The 19,839-nt window shown below is 65.8% G+C and carries 15 protein-coding genes; 3 read left to right on the top strand and 12 right to left on the bottom strand.

Going from position 1 to position 19,839, the window contains the following annotated elements; all coding sequences use genetic code 11:
- Positions 1-10: 10 nt before the first annotated feature.
- Together HUN39_RS11055 and HUN39_RS11050 are read right to left on the bottom strand one after the other, a co-directional pair.
- Positions 11-2,038 (bottom strand): vWA domain-containing protein, encoded by a 2,028-nt coding sequence (locus tag HUN39_RS11055; protein ID WP_175094566.1) that lies wholly within the window; start codon positions 2,036-2,038, stop codon positions 11-13.
- On the bottom strand, positions 2,035-2,577 hold the full coding sequence (locus tag HUN39_RS11050) for an RNA polymerase sigma factor (protein ID WP_175094565.1): 543 nt from the start codon (positions 2,575-2,577) through the stop codon (positions 2,035-2,037). The genes HUN39_RS11055 and HUN39_RS11050 overlap by 4 nt, the downstream gene beginning before the upstream one ends.
- A gap of 166 nt (positions 2,578-2,743) precedes the next feature.
- Between HUN39_RS11050 and HUN39_RS11045 the strand changes: the two genes are divergently transcribed.
- On the top strand, positions 2,744-3,418 hold the full coding sequence (locus tag HUN39_RS11045; protein ID WP_175094564.1) for an alpha/beta hydrolase: 675 nt from the start codon (positions 2,744-2,746) through the stop codon (positions 3,416-3,418).
- Between the two features lie 129 nt (positions 3,419-3,547).
- Here the strand turns inward: HUN39_RS11045 and HUN39_RS11040 are convergent, their stop codons facing one another.
- The 5 genes from HUN39_RS11040 to HUN39_RS11020 form a co-directional block, all read right to left on the bottom strand.
- Positions 3,548-4,630: an anhydro-N-acetylmuramic acid kinase gene (locus HUN39_RS11040; protein ID WP_232366047.1), complete on the bottom strand. Its 1,083-nt coding sequence runs from the start codon at positions 4,628-4,630 to the stop codon at positions 3,548-3,550.
- Positions 4,631-4,823: 193 nt separating this feature from the next.
- Complete coding sequence (locus HUN39_RS11035; protein WP_175094562.1) at positions 4,824-6,902, bottom strand: hypothetical protein; 2,079 nt, start codon at positions 6,900-6,902, stop codon at positions 4,824-4,826.
- Entirely contained in the window at positions 6,899-9,667 is a 2,769-nt protein-coding gene (locus HUN39_RS11030) for a DUF4159 domain-containing protein (RefSeq protein ID WP_175094561.1), read from the bottom strand. The genes HUN39_RS11035 and HUN39_RS11030 overlap by 4 nt, the downstream gene beginning before the upstream one ends.
- The gene (locus HUN39_RS11025; RefSeq protein WP_175094617.1) at positions 9,667-10,602 is read right to left on the bottom strand and encodes a DUF58 domain-containing protein; all 936 of its coding nucleotides are present in this window, start codon (positions 10,600-10,602) and stop codon (positions 9,667-9,669) included. The genes HUN39_RS11030 and HUN39_RS11025 overlap by 1 nt, the downstream gene beginning before the upstream one ends.
- A 43-nt stretch (positions 10,603-10,645) precedes the next feature.
- Positions 10,646-11,650, bottom strand: coding sequence for an AAA family ATPase (locus tag HUN39_RS11020; protein WP_175094560.1), 1,005 nt, complete (start codon positions 11,648-11,650; stop codon positions 10,646-10,648).
- A 341-nt stretch (positions 11,651-11,991) separates the two neighbouring features.
- On the opposite strand from HUN39_RS11020, the gene HUN39_RS11015 reads away from it, so the two are divergent.
- Positions 11,992-12,249 carry a DUF6111 family protein gene (locus HUN39_RS11015; RefSeq protein ID WP_175094559.1) on the top strand — a complete coding sequence of 86 codons (258 nt, stop codon included), beginning with the start codon at positions 11,992-11,994 and terminating at the stop codon, positions 12,247-12,249.
- Positions 12,246-13,493, top strand: coding sequence for a CCA tRNA nucleotidyltransferase (locus tag HUN39_RS11010; protein WP_175094558.1), 1,248 nt, complete (start codon positions 12,246-12,248; stop codon positions 13,491-13,493). The genes HUN39_RS11015 and HUN39_RS11010 overlap by 4 nt, the downstream gene beginning before the upstream one ends.
- 9 nt (positions 13,494-13,502) lie before the next feature.
- Here the strand turns inward: HUN39_RS11010 and HUN39_RS11005 are convergent, their stop codons facing one another.
- The 5 genes from HUN39_RS11005 to recJ all read right to left on the bottom strand — a co-directional run bounded on the left by HUN39_RS11005 (position 13,503) and on the right by recJ (position 19,603).
- Entirely contained in the window at positions 13,503-14,573 is a 1,071-nt protein-coding gene (locus tag HUN39_RS11005; RefSeq protein WP_175094557.1) for a DNA polymerase III subunit delta', read from the bottom strand.
- Positions 14,570-15,244: a dTMP kinase gene (tmk, locus tag HUN39_RS11000; RefSeq protein WP_175094556.1), complete on the bottom strand. Its 675-nt coding sequence runs from the start codon at positions 15,242-15,244 to the stop codon at positions 14,570-14,572. Before tmk ends, HUN39_RS11005 begins: the two co-directional genes overlap by 4 nt.
- Entirely contained in the window at positions 15,241-16,428 is a 1,188-nt protein-coding gene (locus HUN39_RS10995; protein WP_175094555.1) for a D-alanyl-D-alanine carboxypeptidase family protein, read from the bottom strand. The genes tmk and HUN39_RS10995 overlap by 4 nt, the downstream gene beginning before the upstream one ends.
- 89 nt (positions 16,429-16,517) lie before the next feature.
- Complete coding sequence (locus tag HUN39_RS10990) at positions 16,518-17,528, bottom strand: septal ring lytic transglycosylase RlpA family protein (protein WP_175094554.1); 1,011 nt, start codon at positions 17,526-17,528, stop codon at positions 16,518-16,520.
- 278 nt (positions 17,529-17,806) lie between these two features.
- Positions 17,807-19,603, bottom strand: a complete 1,797-nt coding sequence (gene recJ, locus HUN39_RS10985; RefSeq protein WP_175094553.1) for a single-stranded-DNA-specific exonuclease RecJ — start codon at positions 19,601-19,603, stop codon at positions 17,807-17,809.
- Positions 19,604-19,839 lie beyond the last annotated feature (236 nt).

The raw sequence follows: 19,839 nt of genomic DNA, 5'->3' as shown, positions 1-19,839 counted from the left end.
TGCGCGCCGCTTACGGCCGCGCCGACTTCGCCAGCCGCGCCAGATTGACGAACTCCGCGCGGTAGCCGAACGGATCGTCGCCCTTGGCGCTCTGCGCCAGCGCGATCACATCGTCATAGCTGTAATCGCTAAGATAGGGCGCGCCTTTCAGCAGTTGCGCGAAGGCCGCGACGGCGATGGAGAAGCGCACGTCCTGCGGCGCGCGCGCGATACTTTCAATGCTTGGCGATTCGGAGATCGGCTGCATGATGAGCCGTGAGGCGTCCTCCTTCGGCAGCTTGTAGCGCAGCTTGAGGAAGCCGAGCTCGCTTTCCCCACGCGCCTGCGCCGCCGCCGGTGCGTTCTTGCCGTAACGCAAATCGTCGACCAGTTTCTTCTCCGATCCCACCGGCGTGATCTCGTAAATCGCGGTGACGCGGTGACCGGAGCCGACATCGCCTGCGTCCACCTTGTCATTGTTGAAATCCTCGCGGCGCAGCGCGCGGGTTTCATAACCGATCAGGCGATATTCGGAGACGCGGGCCGGATTCCACTCCACCTGGATTTTAACGTCCTTGGCGATAGGAAAGAGCGTCGACGACGCTTCCTCGACGAGCGCTTTGCGCGCTTCGTTTAGAGTATCGACATAGACCGCCGCGCCATTGCCGTTCTGCGCCAGCGATTGCATCAGCGCGTCGTTGTAATTGCCTTGGCCGACGCCGAGTATCGACAGGAAAACGCCCTTCTCGCGCTTCCGTTCGATCAGCCCTTTCAATTCGCTCTGGTCGGTGACGCCGACATTGAAATCGCCGTCGGTGGCGAGGATCACGCGATTGACCGCCGACCTGTCAAAATTGCTTTCGGCCAGGCGGTAGGCGTCCTGAATGCCTTGCGCGCCGGCGGTCGAGCCGCCCGCGCCGAGCGCGTCGATCGCTGCCAGAATTTTGGCCTTGTCGGCGAGTTTCGTCGGCTCCAGCGCGACGCCGGAACCCGAAGCGTAGGTGACGACCGCGACCGTATCTTCAGGCTTCAATTCGTCGACGAGCATTCGGAGCGCGTTCTTGACGAGCGGCAGCCGATCCTGCGGCGACATCGAGCCCGAAACGTCGATCAGAAAAACGAGATTGGCGCGCGGGCGCTCGGCGCTTTGCAGCGCATAGCCCTGTATCGCCACATGCACCAGGCGATTGCCGGCGCTCCACGGGCTGGGCGTCACCGTGATCGTCGGCTTGAATGGCGTCTGCGCGCTTTCCGGCTTCGGATAATCGTAGGGAAAGTAATTGACGAACTCCTCGATCCGCACCGAATCTTTCGGCGGCAGGCGCCCGGCGTTGAGCGCGCGGCGCGCGAAGGCGTAAGAGGCGGCATCGACGTCGATCGAGAAGGTCGAGACGGGCTCCGTCGCCGCTGACTTGACGGGGTTCGTCTCCTTTGACTCGAACCTGTCGCGAAACTCGCGTTCCGGCGCGACATTCGTATCAACCGACATCGGCGGCCGGACGCCTTCCGCGCCCATCGCGGCGACCGGTTTCGCGGGCCGAATAGATCCCGACAGCCGCTGCTCGGCGTCCTTTCGGACCGAACCGGCGAGGCGCGGAGGCGGCGCGGCGACGCCATCGGCTCGGCCGCCAAGCGCGCCCACCGTTTTCGCTCTCTCTTCTCGCGCGACGGGCGCCGGTTGAACCGCTGCCGGCGCCTCCATGCGCGGCGCTACGGCGATCTCGGCCGGCGGCGAGATGGGGCCGCCCGAGAGATTGGATATGCTCCCACCGCCCGGCGCAGAGTTGCGCGAAAGCATGAAGGCGGCGGGCGCGCCGATCATCAGCACGGCGATCGAGGCCGCGAGCGCGCGGTTGAAATAGAACGTCTGACGCATCTTTCTTTTCCCTTCCGTGAGAGAGGATGCGTGACTGAGACGTTGCGGCGCGGCCGATCCTTGGGCCTCGGCCGCGCCTTTCTCAAAAGCGGCCATCGCCGCGCCGAGCGCTATGCGCTTCGCCTCGCCATCGGGCGGCGGGACGGGCGCGTCTTTGAGGCGCGTAAGATCCGGCTCGATCATCGCGCGGGCTCCAAACGGTGCTTCAGACGCTTGCGCGCCTCATGCAGATGCCACGACACGGTCTTCTCCGAACAACCCATGAGCGCCGCCGCCTCGCCATGCGAAAGGTCCTGCGCATAAACGAGCAGCACGGCGTCGCGTTGCTGCTCCGGCAGGGCGCGCACCACGCGCCAAAGGTCCTGCCCCATCATCTCATCCTCTGGGGTCTCGCCGTCGGCGCCGTCCACGAGCGCCGACATTCGCGCCGGTTCCAGCGCCACAATTTTCTGCCGCGCCCGGATGTGATCGACCGCGGTCGTATAGGCGATGCGATAGGCCCAGGTCGTAAAGGCGCAGTCATTGCGAAAGGCGCTCATCGCCGTCGCCATCTTCACCATTGCGTCCTGGGCGATGTCCTGCGCCTCTGCGCGCGCGCCGCACCAGCGCCAGGCGAGCGCATACACGCGGTCGTAATGCCGCTCGGCCAGCACGGCGAACGCGGCGGCGTCGCCGGCGGCCGCCCGTCGCGCCAGTTCGCCATCGGTGTCTTCGCCCGGCAAGTCGCCCCCGCTATTCGATCCCGAGACTATTGACGGGTGTGATCGGGAATTCCTTGGGTCGGAGCGGCGAAATTTCGCCGCGGCCCGGGGGCCGCCGAATTTCCTTGCATTTTACAGTGGCCCGCGTGGTAGAAGGCGCGCCTGCCCGTTTCGCAAGGGATTCCGAATGCCCGAGGTTATTTTCACCGGTCCGGCCGGCAGGCTCGAGGGCCGGTTCCATCAGTCCGCCACGCGCGGCGCGCCGATCGCGATCATTCTGCATCCGCATCCGCAGTTCGGCGGCACGATGAACAATCAGATCGTTTATCACCTTTACTACGCCTTCGCGGAGCGTGGTTTTTCCGTGCTGCGCTTCAATTTCCGCGGCGTCGGCCGTTCGCAGGGCTCTTTCGACCACGGCTCGGGCGAGCTTTCCGATGCGGCGGCTGCGCTCGACTGGGCGCAGGCGGTCAATCCGGAAGCGCGCGCCTGCTGGATCGCGGGCGTCTCCTTCGGCTCCTGGATCGGCATGCAGCTGCTGATGCGCCGCCCTGAGATCGAAGGGTTTATCTCGATCGCGCCGCCGGCAAACCGTTTCGACTTCTCCTTCCTGGCGCCCTGCCCCTCCTCGGGCCTCTTCATCCACGGCGACCAGGACCGCGTCGCGCCGCTCAAGGAAGTGACCGGGCTGATCGAGAAGCTCAAGACGCAAAAGGGCATTCTCATCGAACATGCCGTGGTCGAGGGCGCGAACCATTTCTTCGAAAACAGGATCGAGCCGCTGATCGCGCATGTCGACGCCTATCTCGACAGGCGTCTTGGCAATCCGCCGAGGATCGCCATTCCCGCGCGGGGCGACTGACGCTTCATTGTCATTCCCGACGCGCGAAGCGCGATCGGGAATCCAGAGCATAGAGAGCATTACTGTATCTGCCCTGGATTTCCGGTCAGGCCTTCGGCCTTCCGGGAATGACACTGCGATCTATGGCGCTTACGCGCCCGCTCGCGCCAGCACGCCGCCGCACATGGCTTCGGGCGCGCCGGTCGTCGTCGGGAAGGTGATCGGCAGCCCTTCCAGCAGGCGCGCGGCGAGATAGGCGAAGGCCTGCGCCTCCATCGAATCCGCCGACCATCCAACCGCGTTGGCCGTCGTCACCTTGCACGGCAGGCGCATGACGAGTTCGCGCACCAGGATCGGATTGCGCGCGCCGCCGCCGCAGACGATCAGCAGCTGCGGCTGGGTCGGCAGATGCGGAAAAAGGCGTAGCACAGAAGACGCCGTAAAGGCGGTCAGCGTCGCGGCGGCGTCCTCGGTCGAGAGCTTGGCGACCGCATCGAGCGCGAAGGCGTTGCGGTCGAGCGATTTCGGCGGCGGCTGATCGAAGAACGGATGCGCCAGCATCTTGAGCAGCGTCGCTTCATTGACGCGGCCGCGCGCCGCCATATGGCCGTGCCGGTCGATCGGCGCGCCGGTGCGCTGAAGCATCAGATCGTCGATGAGCGCATTGCCGGGTCCCGTGTCGCAGGCGATCGGCTCCTCGCCGTCCGCGACATAAGTGACGTTGGCGACGCCGCCGATATTGAGCAGCGCCACCTCGCCCTTCATGCCGCCGGCGAGGACCAGCGCGCGATGGAACACCGGCACGATCGGCGCGCCCTCGCCGCCGGCGGCGATGTCGGCGGCGCGAAAATCATAAGCGACGTCGATGCCGAGGCGCGATGCGAGCGCCGGCCCGTCGCCGATCTGGATCGTGAGTCTTTGCTTGGGACGGTGCAGCACCGTCTGGCCATGAAAACCGACGATATTGACGCTCGCCGGGTCGATCTCATTGTCCCGCAACAGCGCCTCGACCGCCTCGGCGTGGCGGTCGGTCACCATGCGCTCGGCGAAGGCGAGAACGCCGGGCCGCGCGTCTCGATCTTCGAGCGTCGCGGCTTCCGCGAGCGCGTTGCGCAGCAGCGCGCGGTCGGCGTCGCTATAGGGGTAGTGACCCGTCGGTCCGAAGACGACGGTGGCGTCGCCATCGGTTTCGATCAACGCGACGTCGACGCCGTCCATGGACGTGCCGGACATGAGGCCAATTGAGCGGTAGGTGGGCAAGGCGAATCTCCGAGATGATGGAGATTAGCAGCAAAAAGGCGAACTCCGCGCCTCCCCTTTAACGGTCGCGTTAAACGCGAGGCCGACCGAATCGCCGGATACGATGCCGCATTTGCGTCTACCGCCGATCGGTTTGCTCAGCGCCAAAACACGGCAATGAGGGCACTTACCTTCTTCCCTCCCAGCCCCAGGCCGCCACCACAGCGCCGACCAGCGCCAGCATCGCCCATAGACCCAAACCAAGCGGCGCGATTTCGACGCCGACGAGCGTCGAGGCGCCGGTCTGTCTGATCCCGATCCAGTCCGAGCCGCCATAGCGGTTTGCGTCGCGCAATTCGACGACGCGTGGCATCGAGACCGTGTCGGCGCCGCCGTTCGATAAACGCCGCGCCGTTCCGCCGGTCGCTTCCATGAGCGGTTGCAGTTTCTCCGTCGTCGAGGCCACTTCGCGGAACTCGCGCGGATTGGGCGGACCGACATTCACAAGCGCGGTGAGGCCTTCGCTCTCGAAGCGCCACAGGCCCATTTCCTTGGCGTCGAAACGCGTACGCCACAGTCCCGGCTCGCTCTGCGCGACCGCGATTTCGTCGCGCGCGCCCGACGGCGCCGTCGCCATCACCGGCGCCGGTCGCTCCTTCATTGTCTGGCGCTCGACGCTGACCTCGCGGCCATGCGCGGAAGCGCGCAGCGCCTCCTCTTCGAGATCCGGCTCCTTCATCAGCCAATGCGCCAGGCGGCGCGTCAGATCGACATGCGGGCCGCCGCCTTCATAGCCGCGCGCCCAGAGCCAAATCTGGTCAGAGAGCAGCAGCGCCACCCTGCCCTTTCCTTCGTGCGAGAGCACCAGCAGCGGCTTGTCGCGCACGCCGGACATGATCGAGTCGCCCTTCACCACATTGGCGTCGACCTGCCTGAACCATTCGCCCCAATTCGGCGGCTCGGATTTGGCGCCGGCGAGACCACGCGTCACCGGATGCTTCTCGCCGTCCTTGCTGATGCGGGCGCGAAACGCCTGTTCAATGAGCGCGCCGTCCGGGCGCGCCGGCAGGATGTTTTCGAGCGGAGAATAATAGAGTCCGCGCAGCGTCGCGTAATCCGGGCCGACAGCCGCGAGAAAGGCGCCGCCATTCTCGACGTAATTGGCGATGTTCTCGAAATAGATCGAGGGCAGCGTCGTCTGGCTCGAATAGCGATCGAAGATGATGAGATCGAATTCGTTGATTTTCTTCCCGAAGAGATCGGCGGTCGGAAAGGCGATCAGCGACAATTCGCTCGCCGGCGTGATGTCGAGCTTCTCCGGCGGCCGCAAAATGGTGAAATGCACCAGTTCGACATTGGCGTCGGCGCGCAAGAGATTGCGCCAGTTTCGCTCGCCGGGATGCGGCTCGCCCGACACAAGCAACACCTTGAGCCGGTCGCGCACGCCTTCGATCGACAGCACGGCCTTATTGTCGAGCGGCGTCAGCTCGCCGGGCGCGGACGGAATTTCGAGTTCGACGACATTTTGTCCGCCATGTTCGATGCGCACCGGAATGCTGACGATGTCGCCCGGCACAGGGCTGAAGGTCGGCAGCGCTTCGCCGTCGCGACGCACTGAAATCGGGATGCGGGCGCCGTCGCCGCCAAGATCGACGACGCGGGCGCGGATGATCTGATCCTTGCCGACGATGCCAAAGCGCGGCGCCTCGACGAGTTCGATGCGGCGGTCGCGCTCGCCGTGATGTCCGGTTACGAGCGCTTGAACGGGCGCCTTGAAGCCGAGCGCTTCCGCCTTGGCGGGAATATCGTGAACGACGCCGTCGGTCAGAAGAATAGCCCCGCCGACGCGCTCCGACGGAACGTCTTTCAAAACTTCGGCGAGCGCGCCGAAGAGCTTGGTGCCGTCATTGCCCGAAGCATCGTTGGCGACCGTGATCGTGCGCGTCTCGACGTCGCCGAATTTTGCGAGCGCCGAGTCGAGCGCCTTGCGCGCCTCTTCCGTTTGCGCGTTTCTCGCGCCGAAATTCTGGCTGTCGCTCTTGTCGACAACCACCGCGACGACGCTCTTTTGCGGATCGCGTTTTTCGCGCACGAGCGACGGGTCGGCGAGCGCCGCAATCAGCAAGGCGAAAGCGAACGCCCGGAGCGGCGCGCCACGCTGACGTTTGGCCGCCATCAGCGCCAGCGCGCCGGCGCCCAGCACGCCAAGAAGGATCAACGCCGACCAGGGAACGAGCGGCGAAAAGGCGAGCGTGAGGTCGCTCACTGGCCCAGCCTTTCCAGCAAGTCGCGCACATGCACCTGATCGGACTTATAATTCCCGGTCAGCGTATACATCACCAGATTGATGCCGCCGCGGAGCGCGAATTCGCGCTGGCGCGCGCCGCCCGGCGTCAACGGAAACAGCGGCTGGCCGCGTTTGTCATGCGCCCAGGCGCTCGCGAGGTCGTTCGAGGTGATGACGATCGCGGAGACGCTGTCCGTTGCGCGCACCGGACGCGCGGCCTGATCTTTCGGCTCCGGCGGCAGCGCCTCGACCCAGGTCTCGCCATTGGCGTAACGGCCGACGAATCCGTCGAGCAAATAGAAGGTCTTGGTGATGACGTGATCGCGCGGCGTCACTTCCAGCGGCGGAATGTCCAGGCCTTTCGTCAGATCGCGCAGCCATTGCGCCTCTGGAGTCGGCGCGCCGCCGACGTGTTGAGACAGAGCATCGCGCGTGTCGAAGATGATTGTGCCGCCCTGCTTCATATAGGCGGTGACTTTCGCCACCGTCTTCGCGGGCGGCTGCGGAGCGCTCGCGACGATCGGCCAGTAGAGCAAGGGATAAAAGGCGAGTTCGTCCTTCGCCGGATCGACGCCGACCGGATCTCCCGGCGAGAAAGAGGTGCGCGCATTCAGCGCCTGGGTGAGCGCCTCGAGGCCCAGCCGCGAGATTTCGTCGACGCGGGCGTCGCCCGAGATCACATAGGCGAGCCGCGCCGTCAGCGCGGCGTCCTTGTCGCGCTGGGTGGCGGCGGATTTCGGCGCCGTCTCCGCCCGTGTTTCATCAAGCGTCGCCGCTACGCAAAAGAGCCCCAGAAGCGCGGCGGTCGCGGCGCCGAGGGGCCGCAGGCGCAGCTTTCCGGCAAGCGCCAGAGCGATCAGCGCATCGGCGATAAAGGCGGCGAGCGCGAAGACGAGCAGCGGTCCGCGCAACTCGAGCTGGCCGCCGGCGCGCAGCATGCTTGCGTTCAGTCCGGCGCCGGCGAAATCGAAAGCGCTGATCTCGTCCGTCGGGCGCAAGGTCTGCACCGCGACGAAAGCCTCCCCCGAGCCATACAGCCCGGGCGGATGTTCGGCGCTTGCAGGCCCATCAAAGCCGGGCGGAATGCTTTGCGCGAAAAGGCCGGGCGCGCCGAGCGCGCCAAACCCGTCGAGAAGGCGCATCGGCGCCAAAGCCGACGGATCGGCGATCGTACCGGACCGTTCGCTGCTCGAAGGCGCCGACTCTCCAGCCATGGCGCTGATCCGTTTCAGCATCTCAACGAAAAGCCCCGAGATCGGCAGATTCGACCAATTGGCGTCGGCGTTGACGTGAAACAGCACGATCAGCCCCTTACCGCGCCGTTCCGCCGTCACGAGCGGCGTGCCGTCGGACAGGCGGGCCCAGGTCTTGTCGGCAAGTCCCGGATCTGGCTCGGCGAGCACCTGCCGTTGCACAGTGACGTCCTTCGAAGCCGGCAGGCCGAAGAAGGGGCTCGTGGCGTCAAACTCGGCGAGCGCCTTTGGTTCCTCCCAGGACATGGCGCCGCCGAGCACGCGGCCGTTCCGGCGCAGGCGCACGGGCAGCAGACCATCGTCGGCGTTGGCGAGACGCGGCCCAGAGAAACGAACGAGCGTCCCGCCTTCTTCGACGAAGCGCGACAACGCCTCGAAAGTCTCGCCGGGCGCGAGCCCGACATCGGCGAGCCCCATGATATTGGGCTGTTCCGCGAGCAGCGCCTGCACGGGATCCACAACGCCGGGACGCGCGGTGCGGATTTGGGCGAAGGGCGCAAGCGCTTTTTCGAGGTAGTAGAGCGGCGAGAGCAGCGGCTGCGCCTCATCGGCGGCGCCGCCGCCGATCAGCGCCACGCGCTTCACTTTCGAGCGCGCGTCGAGAAGCGCGACGGCGCCGGCGGAATTTTCCCCTTCGATGCGCAGATGACTAACGTCGTTGCGAAGTTCGACCGGCAGTTCGATTTTCGCCCGAACGCGCGGCGCGCCGCCAAAATCCACCGTAGTTCGGCCGACCGTCCGACCTTTCGCGTCGAGCGCGTCGACGACCGCCGACGCGTCGTCGCCGATGCGCAGCACATCGACGCTCAGCGCGGCCGCATCATTTGTCGGCGCGGCGAGCGCGCGCGGCGCATGGTCTTCGACGTAAATCTCGACTCCGGCTGCGCCCGACTCTTTCAGCGCGCGCACGAAGCCTGCCGCATCGCCCTGCGCGACGCCATCGCTGATCCACACGATGCGCGCCGCCCTATGGGCGCGGGCGAAGGCGGCAGCCTGTTCGCCGATCGCCTTGCGGTCCGGCAGAAATGGCTTGGGTCGCGCCGAGCGCAATTTCTCCATCGCGCGCGGCCCGTCGCCTGGAACGGGCGCCGCAGTCTCGGATGCGAGTGCGACCGCGACCGGACCGCCGGCGCGCGCGGCGGACTCGATGATTGATGCGGCGCCAGCAAGGCGTCGTTCCCATGTCGGCGCGGCCGTCCAACCGTCGTCGAGGATGACGAGCGTCGGCGCGGATGACGCGACGCCGCCGCTCGGCGCCCAGACCGGTCCCGCCATCGCAAAGATCAACGCCGCGGCGAGCGCTAGCCGGAGCGCCATCAGCCACCATGGGGTTTTTGCCGGCGTCTCTTCATCGGGCTTGAGCTCGCGCAGAATTTTCGTCGGCGGAAAGACGATCTCGCGCGGACGCGGCGGCGTGACCCGCAGCAGCCAATAGATCATCGGCAGGCCGATGAGACCAAACAGCGCGAGCGGCGCGGCGAAAGAAAACATCAGCGCCGCTCCTCAAAGCTTGCGCCATCCGCTCCGAGCAATCCCATGGCGAGCGCCAGCGCCGCTTCGGAGGCTGGCCTGTCGGTGCGATGCTGCAGGAAGATGAAGCCGACGCGTTGCGCCGCCCGGCGCACGGCGTCGCGATGCGCCTGGAACCGCCGCGCATAGGCGGCGCGCAGACTGCGCGCGTCGCCAGCGTAGAAGGCGGGGCCGCCGTCGGTGTCGAGAAAAGTGGTTTCGCCAGAAAACGGCAAGGTTTCTTCGCTGGGATCGGTCACCATCAAGACCGCGCCGGAGGCGCCGCTGTCGGCGAAACGCCGCAGGCGCGCAGCAAGCGCGTCCGGATCGATGAGGAAGTCGGAAATCAGAATGACGCGGGCGCGGGGGCGGATCGGCGCCTGCGGCGGAAGCTCGTCGCGCGCCGCCTCCGTTGCGTTGTCCGCGAGAGCACGCGCCAGCCGGTCGATTACGTCGCGCGCCGAGATCGGCGCGGTCAGCCCCAGCGCCGCCGCCCGCTCGCCGCCGCGAACGAGCACGTCGGCGAGCGCGAGCCCCAGGGTCACGCCGCGGGACAGCTTGTCGTCGGAAGCGAGAGACGAGCCGAACGCCATCGAGGGAGAACAATCCATCCAGAGGAAATAGTCGTGCGCGGCCTCCCATTCACGCTCGCGGACATAGAGCTGATCGCCGCGCGCGGAGCGGCGCCAGTCGATGCGATGCGCCGATTCGCCCGATGCAAATGGCCGGTATTGCCAAAATGTCTCGCCGACGCCCGCGCGCTTGCGGCCATGAACGCCATAGGCGAGGCTCGCCGCGATCTCATGAGCGCGCGCCACGAGCCTTGGCATCCGGCTCGCGAGATCGGCCGCCGTAGCGCCATCTGCGGGCTTGCGCTGTGCAGGATCGTAGGCGCGCGTGGCGACGTCAGCAAACATCGTCATCTTTCTCCGTCAGAGGGAAGAGCCGAGCGAAGGCTCGTCACCCGATCCGCGCCACGAGCGTCTGAACCACGTCAGAAACGGTCATCTCGCGGCGCGCGGCGAAATTGAGCGCCATACGGTGACGCAACACCGGCGCGGCAAGTTTCGCGACGTCGTCGATCGAGGGCGCAAGCCGACCGTTGACGAGCGCCCGCGCGCGCGTCGCCAGCATCAGCGCCTGCGCAGCGCGCGGTCCCGGACCCCAGGCGACATGCGGCGCGATTTCCGCGTCGCCCTCGTCTGGACGGGCTGAACGAACGAGATCTAGGATCGCGTCGACGACCTTTTCGCCGATCGGAAGCCGGCGCACGAGCCTTTGCGTCGCCATCAGCTCTTCGGCGTCGAGCGCCTGACTCGCCTCGGCCATCGTCTCGCCAGTGGTTTCCAGCAGGACCCGCCGCTCGCTGGCGCGGTCGGGATAATGCACGTCGATCTGCATCAGGAAGCGGTCGAGCTGCGCCTCGGGCAGCGGATAGGTGCCCTCCTGCTCCAGGGGGTTTTGCGTCGCAAGCACATGGAAAGGCCGCGGCAGGTCGTGGCGCTTGCCGGCGACGCTGACATGGTGCTCCTGCATCGCCTGCAGCAGCGCCGATTGCGTGCGCGGCGAGGCGCGGTTGATCTCGTCGGCCATCAGCAGCTGGGTGAAGACCGGCCCCCTGATGAAGCGGAACGAACGCGAGCGGTCAGCGCCCTCTTCGAGCACCTCGGAGCCGAGAATATCGGCGGGCAGCAGATCCGGCGTGAACTGCACGCGCTGCTCCGCCAGGCCGAGCACGCGGCCAAGCGTCTCGACAAGCTTGGTCTTGGCGAGGCCGGGCACGCCGACGAGGAGACCGTGGCCGCCCGCGAGGATCGTCACCAGCGCCTGTTCGACGACCTCGTCCTGGCCAAAAATGACGGCGCCGATCGCGGCGCGGGCGCGACCGATATGGTCAAGGGCGCGTTCGGCGGATTGAACGACTGCTGTTTCGAGCGAGGTCGTCCTGGTGTCGAATGAGGTCATTTCAGCTTGCTCAGGCAGCCTGTCTATGAAGAGGATCGGGCGCATCGTGGCGGCGCTGCCGTGTTTCGCCGCAAGTCGATCCAAAGCCCCCGCGCCATTCGGCTCCGCATGAATTTTCAAAGGCGAAGCGGGGGGATTTAGGGCCTGGCGCAATCTTCGTCTCTCCGCCGCTGCAATTCAAGCGCAACCGGCGCGGTGGAGAGGCATTTTACCGCCAAAACCGCAATTTGGACGTGACAGTTTGTTCATGCATGCCGCATTAAACGCCCCTCGACGGACGCCATGTATATTCATCGGCGTATAGTCGTCGGATATCCTCATCACGAAAGGCGTTTCCGCCCATGTGGCGCGCAATCGTTGAAACCGCCCTGCTCTTCCTGACGCCCTTCGTCGCCTATGCGCTTTTCCATTCTTTGCAGCTTCGCTGGCCCTTCGTGCGCGAGCTCTGGCATGGCAAGATCGTGTCGCTGCTGACGATCGCGGGCCTCCTCGTCGCCATCGTCGGAGTCGTGGCGCTCGGCTTCACGCGGCTTAACCAGGGCGCTTATGTGCCGGCCCACATGGAGAACGGAAAATTGCAGCCGGGCCGCTTTGAATGAATGCGGCGCAGAGACTGCTTGACGATCCCCGGCTCGCGACGCTGTTTGCGGCTCTCTCGAAGACGGGCGCAGAGACCCGCGTGGTCGGCGGCGCCGTGCGCGACGCTCTGCTCGGTCTGCCGCCTCACGAGATTGATCTCGCCACGACCGCTTTGCCCGACGCCGTCCTTGCGGCCGCGCGCGACGCCGGACTGAAAGGCGTGCCGACCGGCATCGAACATGGCACGGTGACGATCGTCGTCGCGGGAACGCCCTTTGAAGTCACGACGCTGCGTGAGGACGTCGAGACCGACGGCCGCTTCGCCAAGGTGCGCTTTGGCGGCGATTTCGAGCAGGACGCGAAGCGGCGCGACTTCACCATCAACGCGCTGTCGCTCTCTTCCGATGGCGAGATTCACGATTACACGGACGGCCTCGCCGATATCGAGGCGCGGCGCATCCGCTTCATCGGCGACGCGGCGACGCGGATTCGCGAGGACTATCTGCGGATCCTGCGCTTCTTTCGCTTCAACGCCTCTCATGGGGAGGGACCATTCGATCGCGAGGGCCTGCACGAGTCGATCGTCGCGCGGGAAAATCTGTCGCGCCTGTCGCGCGAGCGCATCCGCGCCGAACTGATGAAGCTGCTGCTCGCGCGCCGGGCGCCGGACGTGCTGCGCGCCATGTCGCACGCCGGCGTTATCGAAGTTATTCTCGGCATCGGCTATCCCGCTCGACTGCAGCGGCTCGCCGAACGCGAAGCGGCTTTAGGCAAACCGGCGGACGCGGTGCTGCGGCTTGCCGCCTTTTCGGTGCTGACCGCCGAAGACGCCGAGCGGCTGCGCGAGCGCCTGCGGCTCTCCAACGACGAATTCGCGCGGCTTGCGGCGGCGGCGCGAACGCTCGCGTCCTTGCATGGACGCGACGCTCCGCCGCCGGCGTCGAATCTGCGCGAAATGCTGTTCCTGTGCGGCGCGCGCGCCGCGGCCGATGCGCTGGCGCTCGCGCATGCGGAAAGCGCCGCCGCGGCGGGCAATCCGGAGTGGCGGGAGGCCGCGCGCTATCTCGAGGAAACGCCCGCGCCCGCCTTCCCCATCAAGGGCGCGGATCTCATCGCGCGCGGCGTCGCGCCGGGCAAGCAATTGGGCGACGCGCTTAGAACGCTTCAAGCCGAATGGATTCGCGCCGGCTTCCCGCGCGATCCGGCGGTCGTTCTGCAGCTTCTTGAAAACGCCATGGCGAACAGCGGCCGGGAGGCGCGCTAGCGTCCGCCATTAGCCGGCTTCGGCTTTCGCGAGCCGATCGAAGATCCCCAGCACCAGCGCGCGTTTGTCGAAATTGAACACCTCGGTTTCCCTCGCGGCGTCGCGAATGGCGTCCCAGGCGCTCGCGTAGCGGGCAAGTCTCGAAGGCGCGGCGCCGGTCTGCGCGAGCGCGCGGACGCGCGAGTCGAGATGGCGCTGCGTCGCGCGCATGAAGGTCTCATAGGCCGCTTCATTGTCGCGGCCGGTGAGCTTGTCGGCCAGCATATGCGCGCCGAGCCAATCGACCTGCGGCAACCTGTCGAAAAGCCGGCGCACGGCGGCGTCGAAGGCGACGCCGTCATCGCCAAGCAGCCGCAGCGCCTCCCGCACCGAGCCTTCGGCGCGCGCGGCGGCGACGAGCAGGTCCGATTCAGGCGCCTCCGACCAGCGCGGCCCGAGACTTTTCACGGCGGCGATCGTGTCTTCCGGCGACAATGCGCCGAGCATCAGTCTGCGACAGCGCGAACGGATCGTCGGCAGCATGCGGCCCGGCTGATGCGCGACGAGCAGAAACAGCGAGCGCTGCGGGGGCTCCTCAATCAGCTTTAAAAGCGCGTTGGCGCTGGCGCGATTGAGATCGTCGGCGCAGTCGACGATGGCGATCCGCCAGCCGCCGGTTCCTGACGCCTGATGGAAGGCCTGGATAACCTTCCGCACGTCCTCGATGCGAATTTCGGTGAAATGCTTTTTGGTCTTGTCGTTCCAGGCGCGGCGCAGCAGGAAAATATCGGCGAGCGCCATTGAGGCGATCCGACGCGTTGCCGGATGGTCGGCGGGCACCGCGAGGCTCTCGGCGGACTGAACCGCCGCTGCGGCGGGTTCGAGATGCGCCAGGAGAAACCGCGCCAGGCGCCAGGCGAGCGTCGCCTTGCCGACGCCTTCCGGCCCGCCGATGATCCACGCCTGCGCCATCTTGTTGCGGCGGTAGGCGTCGAGAAATTCATGCTCCGCCGCGGCATGACCGAAAAGCCCCAGGGTCTCCCGCGGATGCGGGGCGTCGTCGTAGCGATCGCTTTCCGGGTTCGCCTCTTCGCGGCTCATTGCGCGGCTTGTGCGGCGTGCGCAAGGAAGCGGTCGTGAACGAGACGCTGCACCGCTTGCGCGACGTCGTCGATGGTCATGCCGGCGTCAATCACGCAGCAGCGTTCCGGCTCGCTCTCGGCGATGTCGAGGAAGGCCTGCCGCAGCTCCTCGTGAAAGGCCGGCGCTTCGCTTTCGAAACGATCGACCTCCTCGCCAAGCCGCCGCGACGCCGCCCGCGTGAGGCCTTCTTGCGCCGGCAGATCGAGCATGATCGTCAGATCCGGCCGCGTATCGTCCACCGCCGCTCTTTCGAGCAGCGCCAGAGTCGTGGCGTCGACGCCGCCTTGGGCGCCCTGATAGGCGCGGGTCGAATCGGCGAAGCGGTCGCACAGGACCCATGCGCCGCGCTTCAAGGCGGGCGCGATCAAGGTTTCGACGTGATCAGCGCGCGCCGCCGAGAACAGCGCCGCCTCGGCGAGCGGACCAAGCGCCGCGGCGCGTCCCGAGAGCAGAAAGGCGCGCAGCTTCTCGGCCTTTGGCGTGCCGCCGGGCTCGCGCGTCGTCACCACCTCGAAGCCGCAATCGCGCAAATGCTCGGCGAGCCGCGCAAGCTGCGTGGACTTGCCGACGCCCTCGCCGCCTTCGAAGGTGATGAAGCGGCCTTTTTCGGGCGTCGCCTGGAACGTCATTTCTTGCCGGAGAGTTTCTGGTGAATGGCCGCGGCGGCGGATTCGTAAATAGCGTCGAAGGCGCGCCGCGGCAGCGATCCCTGCTCGACCGATTCCGCAGTCTGCAGCGGCTGTTCGAGCACGACGGAGTTTCCGCGTTTCACTTCGAGGCGTCCGACGCTCGCGCCCGCCTCGACCGGCGCCAGCACCGGACCTTCGTAAACGATCTTGCCCATCAGCCGCTCGTTCGCGCCGCGCGGCAGAAGCACCTTGATGTCCTCTTTCGCCGTCAGCTCGACAAAGCCCTTCGTTCCGCCATAGACCTGCGCAGGCCCGATGCTTTCGCCGGCCTTGAACAGTTCCTTCTCTTCGAAGTTGCGGAATCCCCATTGCAGCAGCTTGCGCGCCTCGTCGGCCCTCTCCTTCGGAGTCTTTGCGCCGTAAACGGCGACGATAAGGCGTCGGCCTTCCTGCGTAGCTGAGCCAACCAGTCCATAGCCGCTGATCTTGTCGATATTGCCGGTTTTCAGCCCGTCGGCGCCGATGCTCATCGTCAGCAGCGGATTGCGATTCTGCTGACGAATCTTGTTCCAGGTGAACTCCTTCTCGCCGAAATAGCCATAAAACTGCGGATAGGTCTTGATGATATGGGCCGCGAGCTTCGCCATTTCGCGCGCCGTCACTTTTTGGTCGGGACCGTCCATGCCCCAGGGATTGCCGAAGCGCGATTTGACGAGGCCAAGCTCGTCCCCGCGTTTGTTCATCCGCATGACAAAGGCTTCTTCCGAGCCCGCCAGACCTTCCGCAAGCGTAATCGCGGCGTCATTGCCGGACTGGATCACGAGACCGCGAAGGAGATCTTCGACGCGGGCGCGGCTATTGAGCGCGAGGAACATCGCCGACCCGCCAGCCGGCGCTCCGCCGGTGCGCCAGGCGTGTTCCGAAACCGTGAATTCATCGTCCAGATGCAGTCTGTCCTCGGCCAAGGCCTGGAAGATCAGTTCCGCCGTGAGAATTTTCACCGTCGAAGCTGGCTTCTGGTAGTCGTCAGCGCCTTTCTCGAACAGGACGGTGTTCGTGCCGGCGTCGATCAGAATCGCGCTCGGGACGCTCGTTTGAAAATTCTGGGTGCGCGCCGGCGCTGCGCCAAGCGCCCACAATGCGAAGACGATCAGAATAAGGTGCAGCCCGGGAAATTTCGGCAAGGCGCGCTCCCGTTATTTACGCCGCAGCGCGGCAAGCCGGGAGAAGATGGCGCGCGACGCCGAAAATTGCAATCACGGCGTGGGGCGGCTCAGTTCGCTCGAACCGAGGAGTTCAGCGCCTGTCGGATGGCGTTGCGAGCGGAAGCTTGACGGGCGCCGAATTGTGCGGGCCGCACTGGCGGCAGCGGCGCCACAACTTTCCTGACCTTCTGGGTCGAAGCGACGGGTTCTTCGTCGATGCTGGCTTGCTGCCGCGAGGGAGGCAGGGGCGCGTCGCTCTCCTGCCTGGCATAGGCGAGCGCCTGGTCATCTGACGCTTGACCATTCTCATAGGCGATGCGCGCCGAGAGTTCGGCGGCGTCCGCCCTTTCATCATAGCGCGCCGCACGCGCCGGACCCTCGTTCGCCGCCGTCATCACCGGCGCCGGGGCGTCGATCTGCGCCGGTTGGCCATCGTCGCGCAGGGTCGCAAGGAGTTTATCGTCGTCGTCTCCCTCAAGATCGGCGCGTCCGACCCATTCCACTTTCACGCGCGTCGTGCCGACGCCGTGAAAATCAAGCGCTTGCGCCACGCGCTGGGAGACGTCCATCACGCGTCCGCCATGATAGGGTCCACGATCGTTGACGCGCACCACGATCGAACGGTCATTGCGCAAATTGGTGACCCGCGCATAGCTCGGCAGCGGCATCGTGGGATGGGCGGCGGAAATCGACGCCCTGTCGAATATTTCGCCATTGGCGGTGCGTCGCCCATGGAAGTCCGAGCCATACCAGGAAGCCGTTCCTGTCGCCTTATAGGGCCTCTCGCTCGGATAATAGGTTCGGCCGGCGATTTTATACGGCTTACCGACCATATAGGCGCCGCCGCCCTTCGGCACTTCTTCGCCCTCGGCAATGACCCGCGGGCTGGGACGCACCCCGTAACGCGGGTCGATCTCCCCGACTCCGCCGAGGCCGGCGTTTCTATGCGATCCCGTGGTCGAAGAGCATCCGGCAAGCGCGCCGAGACAGACAAGAGGCAGTAGTTTGGAAAGGATGATTGAGGAGCGAACCAGCGGACGCGGCGCATGAGCAGCGCTTTTAAAGACGACAAATCGCATCCAGACAGTCCTTGCCACTAAACTTCGATCCGCCGCCGACTGCACTGAAGCACGCCCCATAAGCGGCGACGCGTCCTTCATTTTCGGCGCGACGTGGAACCGCCGCGCGGCACAACCCGCGGAGTGTCTCGTTGATGTGTGAAGTTGTCGTTAAACGCAGTTACGCTGGCGTCAGCAGGCGTCGCGAATGAGACCAAAATGCGACACTCGCCCTCTAAAAGCGTGCGCGCACCGAGATTGAAAACAGATGTGGCCCTGGCGCCACAGTCTTCTCGGCTTCATTGAACGCGCGCGAGATCGACGATTCGCGTCTCGACGCGCTCGATGCCGCGAAAGACATTGCGCGACAGTTTCGCCGCGACGTGAAGCTGCGCCCCGTCCCCCCTCAAGAGCGCTTCGCCCAGCGGCGAATGCACGGCGCGAAAGGCGATGGCGTCAACGGTCGCGCCGTCGCGTGAACGCAAACGGGCGCGCACATGATCGGCCCCAACCGTCTGAGCGAATGTGACCTGCTGCTCGGGCAGAGCAAACAGAGGTTCGGGGTTGCCCTGCCCGAATGGACCGGCTCGCTCCACCCGTCGCAGCAGTTCGAGACAGACTCCTCGTCCGGCGACTGCCGCATCGACAACCAGCGCGTCGTCGAGACGCGCGGCTTCGACGGACGCCGCCAGCGCCTCGTCGAGAAAGGCGCGAAAGTCGTCGATCTTGTCGCGGGCCAAAGTCACGCCGGCGGCCATCGCATGGCCGCCACCCTTCACCGCCAAGCCCAGATCGACGGCGCGGCGCACCGCCGCTCCGAGGTCGACACCACTTAAACTCCTACCCGAACCTGTTCCATATTCTCCATTGAAAGCAATAACAAATGCTGGAGTGTTAAAGCGTTCCTTTAAGCGTGATGCGATCAACCCGACAACGCCCGGATGCCAATCCTGCCCATGCACGACGAGACAGGACAGGCGATTGGAGCCCGCCACTTGCGCTTCCGCCTCGGCGACCGCCTGCTCCAAAATCATCCTTTCGACGACCTGTCGTTCGCCATTCAGCCGGTCCAGTTCGTTGGCGATGCGACGCGCTTCCGCGCCGTCAGCGAGGGTGAGAAGCCTCGCGCCGAGGCCAGCGTCGCCGATCCGACCCCCGGCGTTAATCCGCGGCCCGAGCGCGAAGCCAAGATGATAGGCGCGCGGCGGGCCATCCAAACGGGCGGCGTCCATCAGCGCGGCGAGCCCCGGACGGGATCGCGCCGCCATCACCATCAGACCCTTGGCGACGAGCGCCCTGTTGAGCCGCGCCAGCGGCGAGACGTCGGCGACTGTCGCCAGCGCGACGAGATCGAGCGCGGCGAGAAGATCCGGCTCCGGTCGATCGTCGCTCCACCAGCCGCGCGCGCGCAGCGTCCTCGACAATCCGACGAGGACAAGAAAAACGACCCCTGCGGCGCAGAGCGCCCCCTGCCCCGAAAGATCATCAAGCCGGTTGGGGTTGACGACCAGCGCATCCGGCAGGATTTCCGGTGCCTGATGATGGTCGAGGACGATCACATCGAGGCCAAGCGCGCGCGCGACGGCGAACGCCTCGTGACTTGAGGTCCCGCAGTCGACGGTCGCCAACAGAGTCGCGCCGCGCGCCGCGAGATCGCGGATCGCCTCGACGTTCGGCCCATAGCCCTCGATGATCCGGTCGGGAATATGGAGCAAGGGCTCCGGCGCGCCGGCCGCGCGCCAAAAGTCGATGAGCAAAGCGGAGGAGCAGGCGCCGTCGACATCATAGTCGCCAAAAACGGCGATCTGCTCGGACTTTTCAATCGCGTCCGCGAGCCGGTTCGTTGCGGCGTCCATGTCGCGCAGCGACGACGGGTCCGGCAGGAGGTCGCGCAGCTTGGGATCGAGATAGCCAGCGGCGTCGGCGACCGTAACGCCGCGCCCGGCGATCACCCGCGCAAGGAAATCGTCGATGCCATGCGCCTGGGTCAGCGCGAGCGCCTGCGCCTCGCCTCTGGCGTCGAGCCGCCCGCGCCAACGTCGACCGAGCACGGAGCGCTCGACCCCAAGAAAGGCGGGAACCATCGAATCGGACATTGAGGCCTCAAATCGAATCGCTAAGCCTCGCCGGCAAGCGACGCAAGCTCTTCCGATCGCGATGAGCGCGGGACTCTCCGAGCGGCGCAAATAATTCATCAATTCTAACGCCTTGGGAATTCACTCGATATCACTGTCCATTGGCTGCGTCATAATGCTGGTGGAAAATTTCCAATCCAATCCGTTTTGATGAGGCGAACGTTCGACGGAAGTTTGTAGATTTTTCGAGCACTTAA

Origin of the sequence: Methylocystis silviterrae (assembly GCF_013350005.1) — a bacterium.
Taxonomy (GTDB): Bacteria; Pseudomonadota; Alphaproteobacteria; order Rhizobiales; family Beijerinckiaceae; genus Methylocystis; species Methylocystis silviterrae.
Note: the sequence above shows the minus strand (reverse complement) of the source record. Positions and strands in the feature narration are given on the sequence as shown.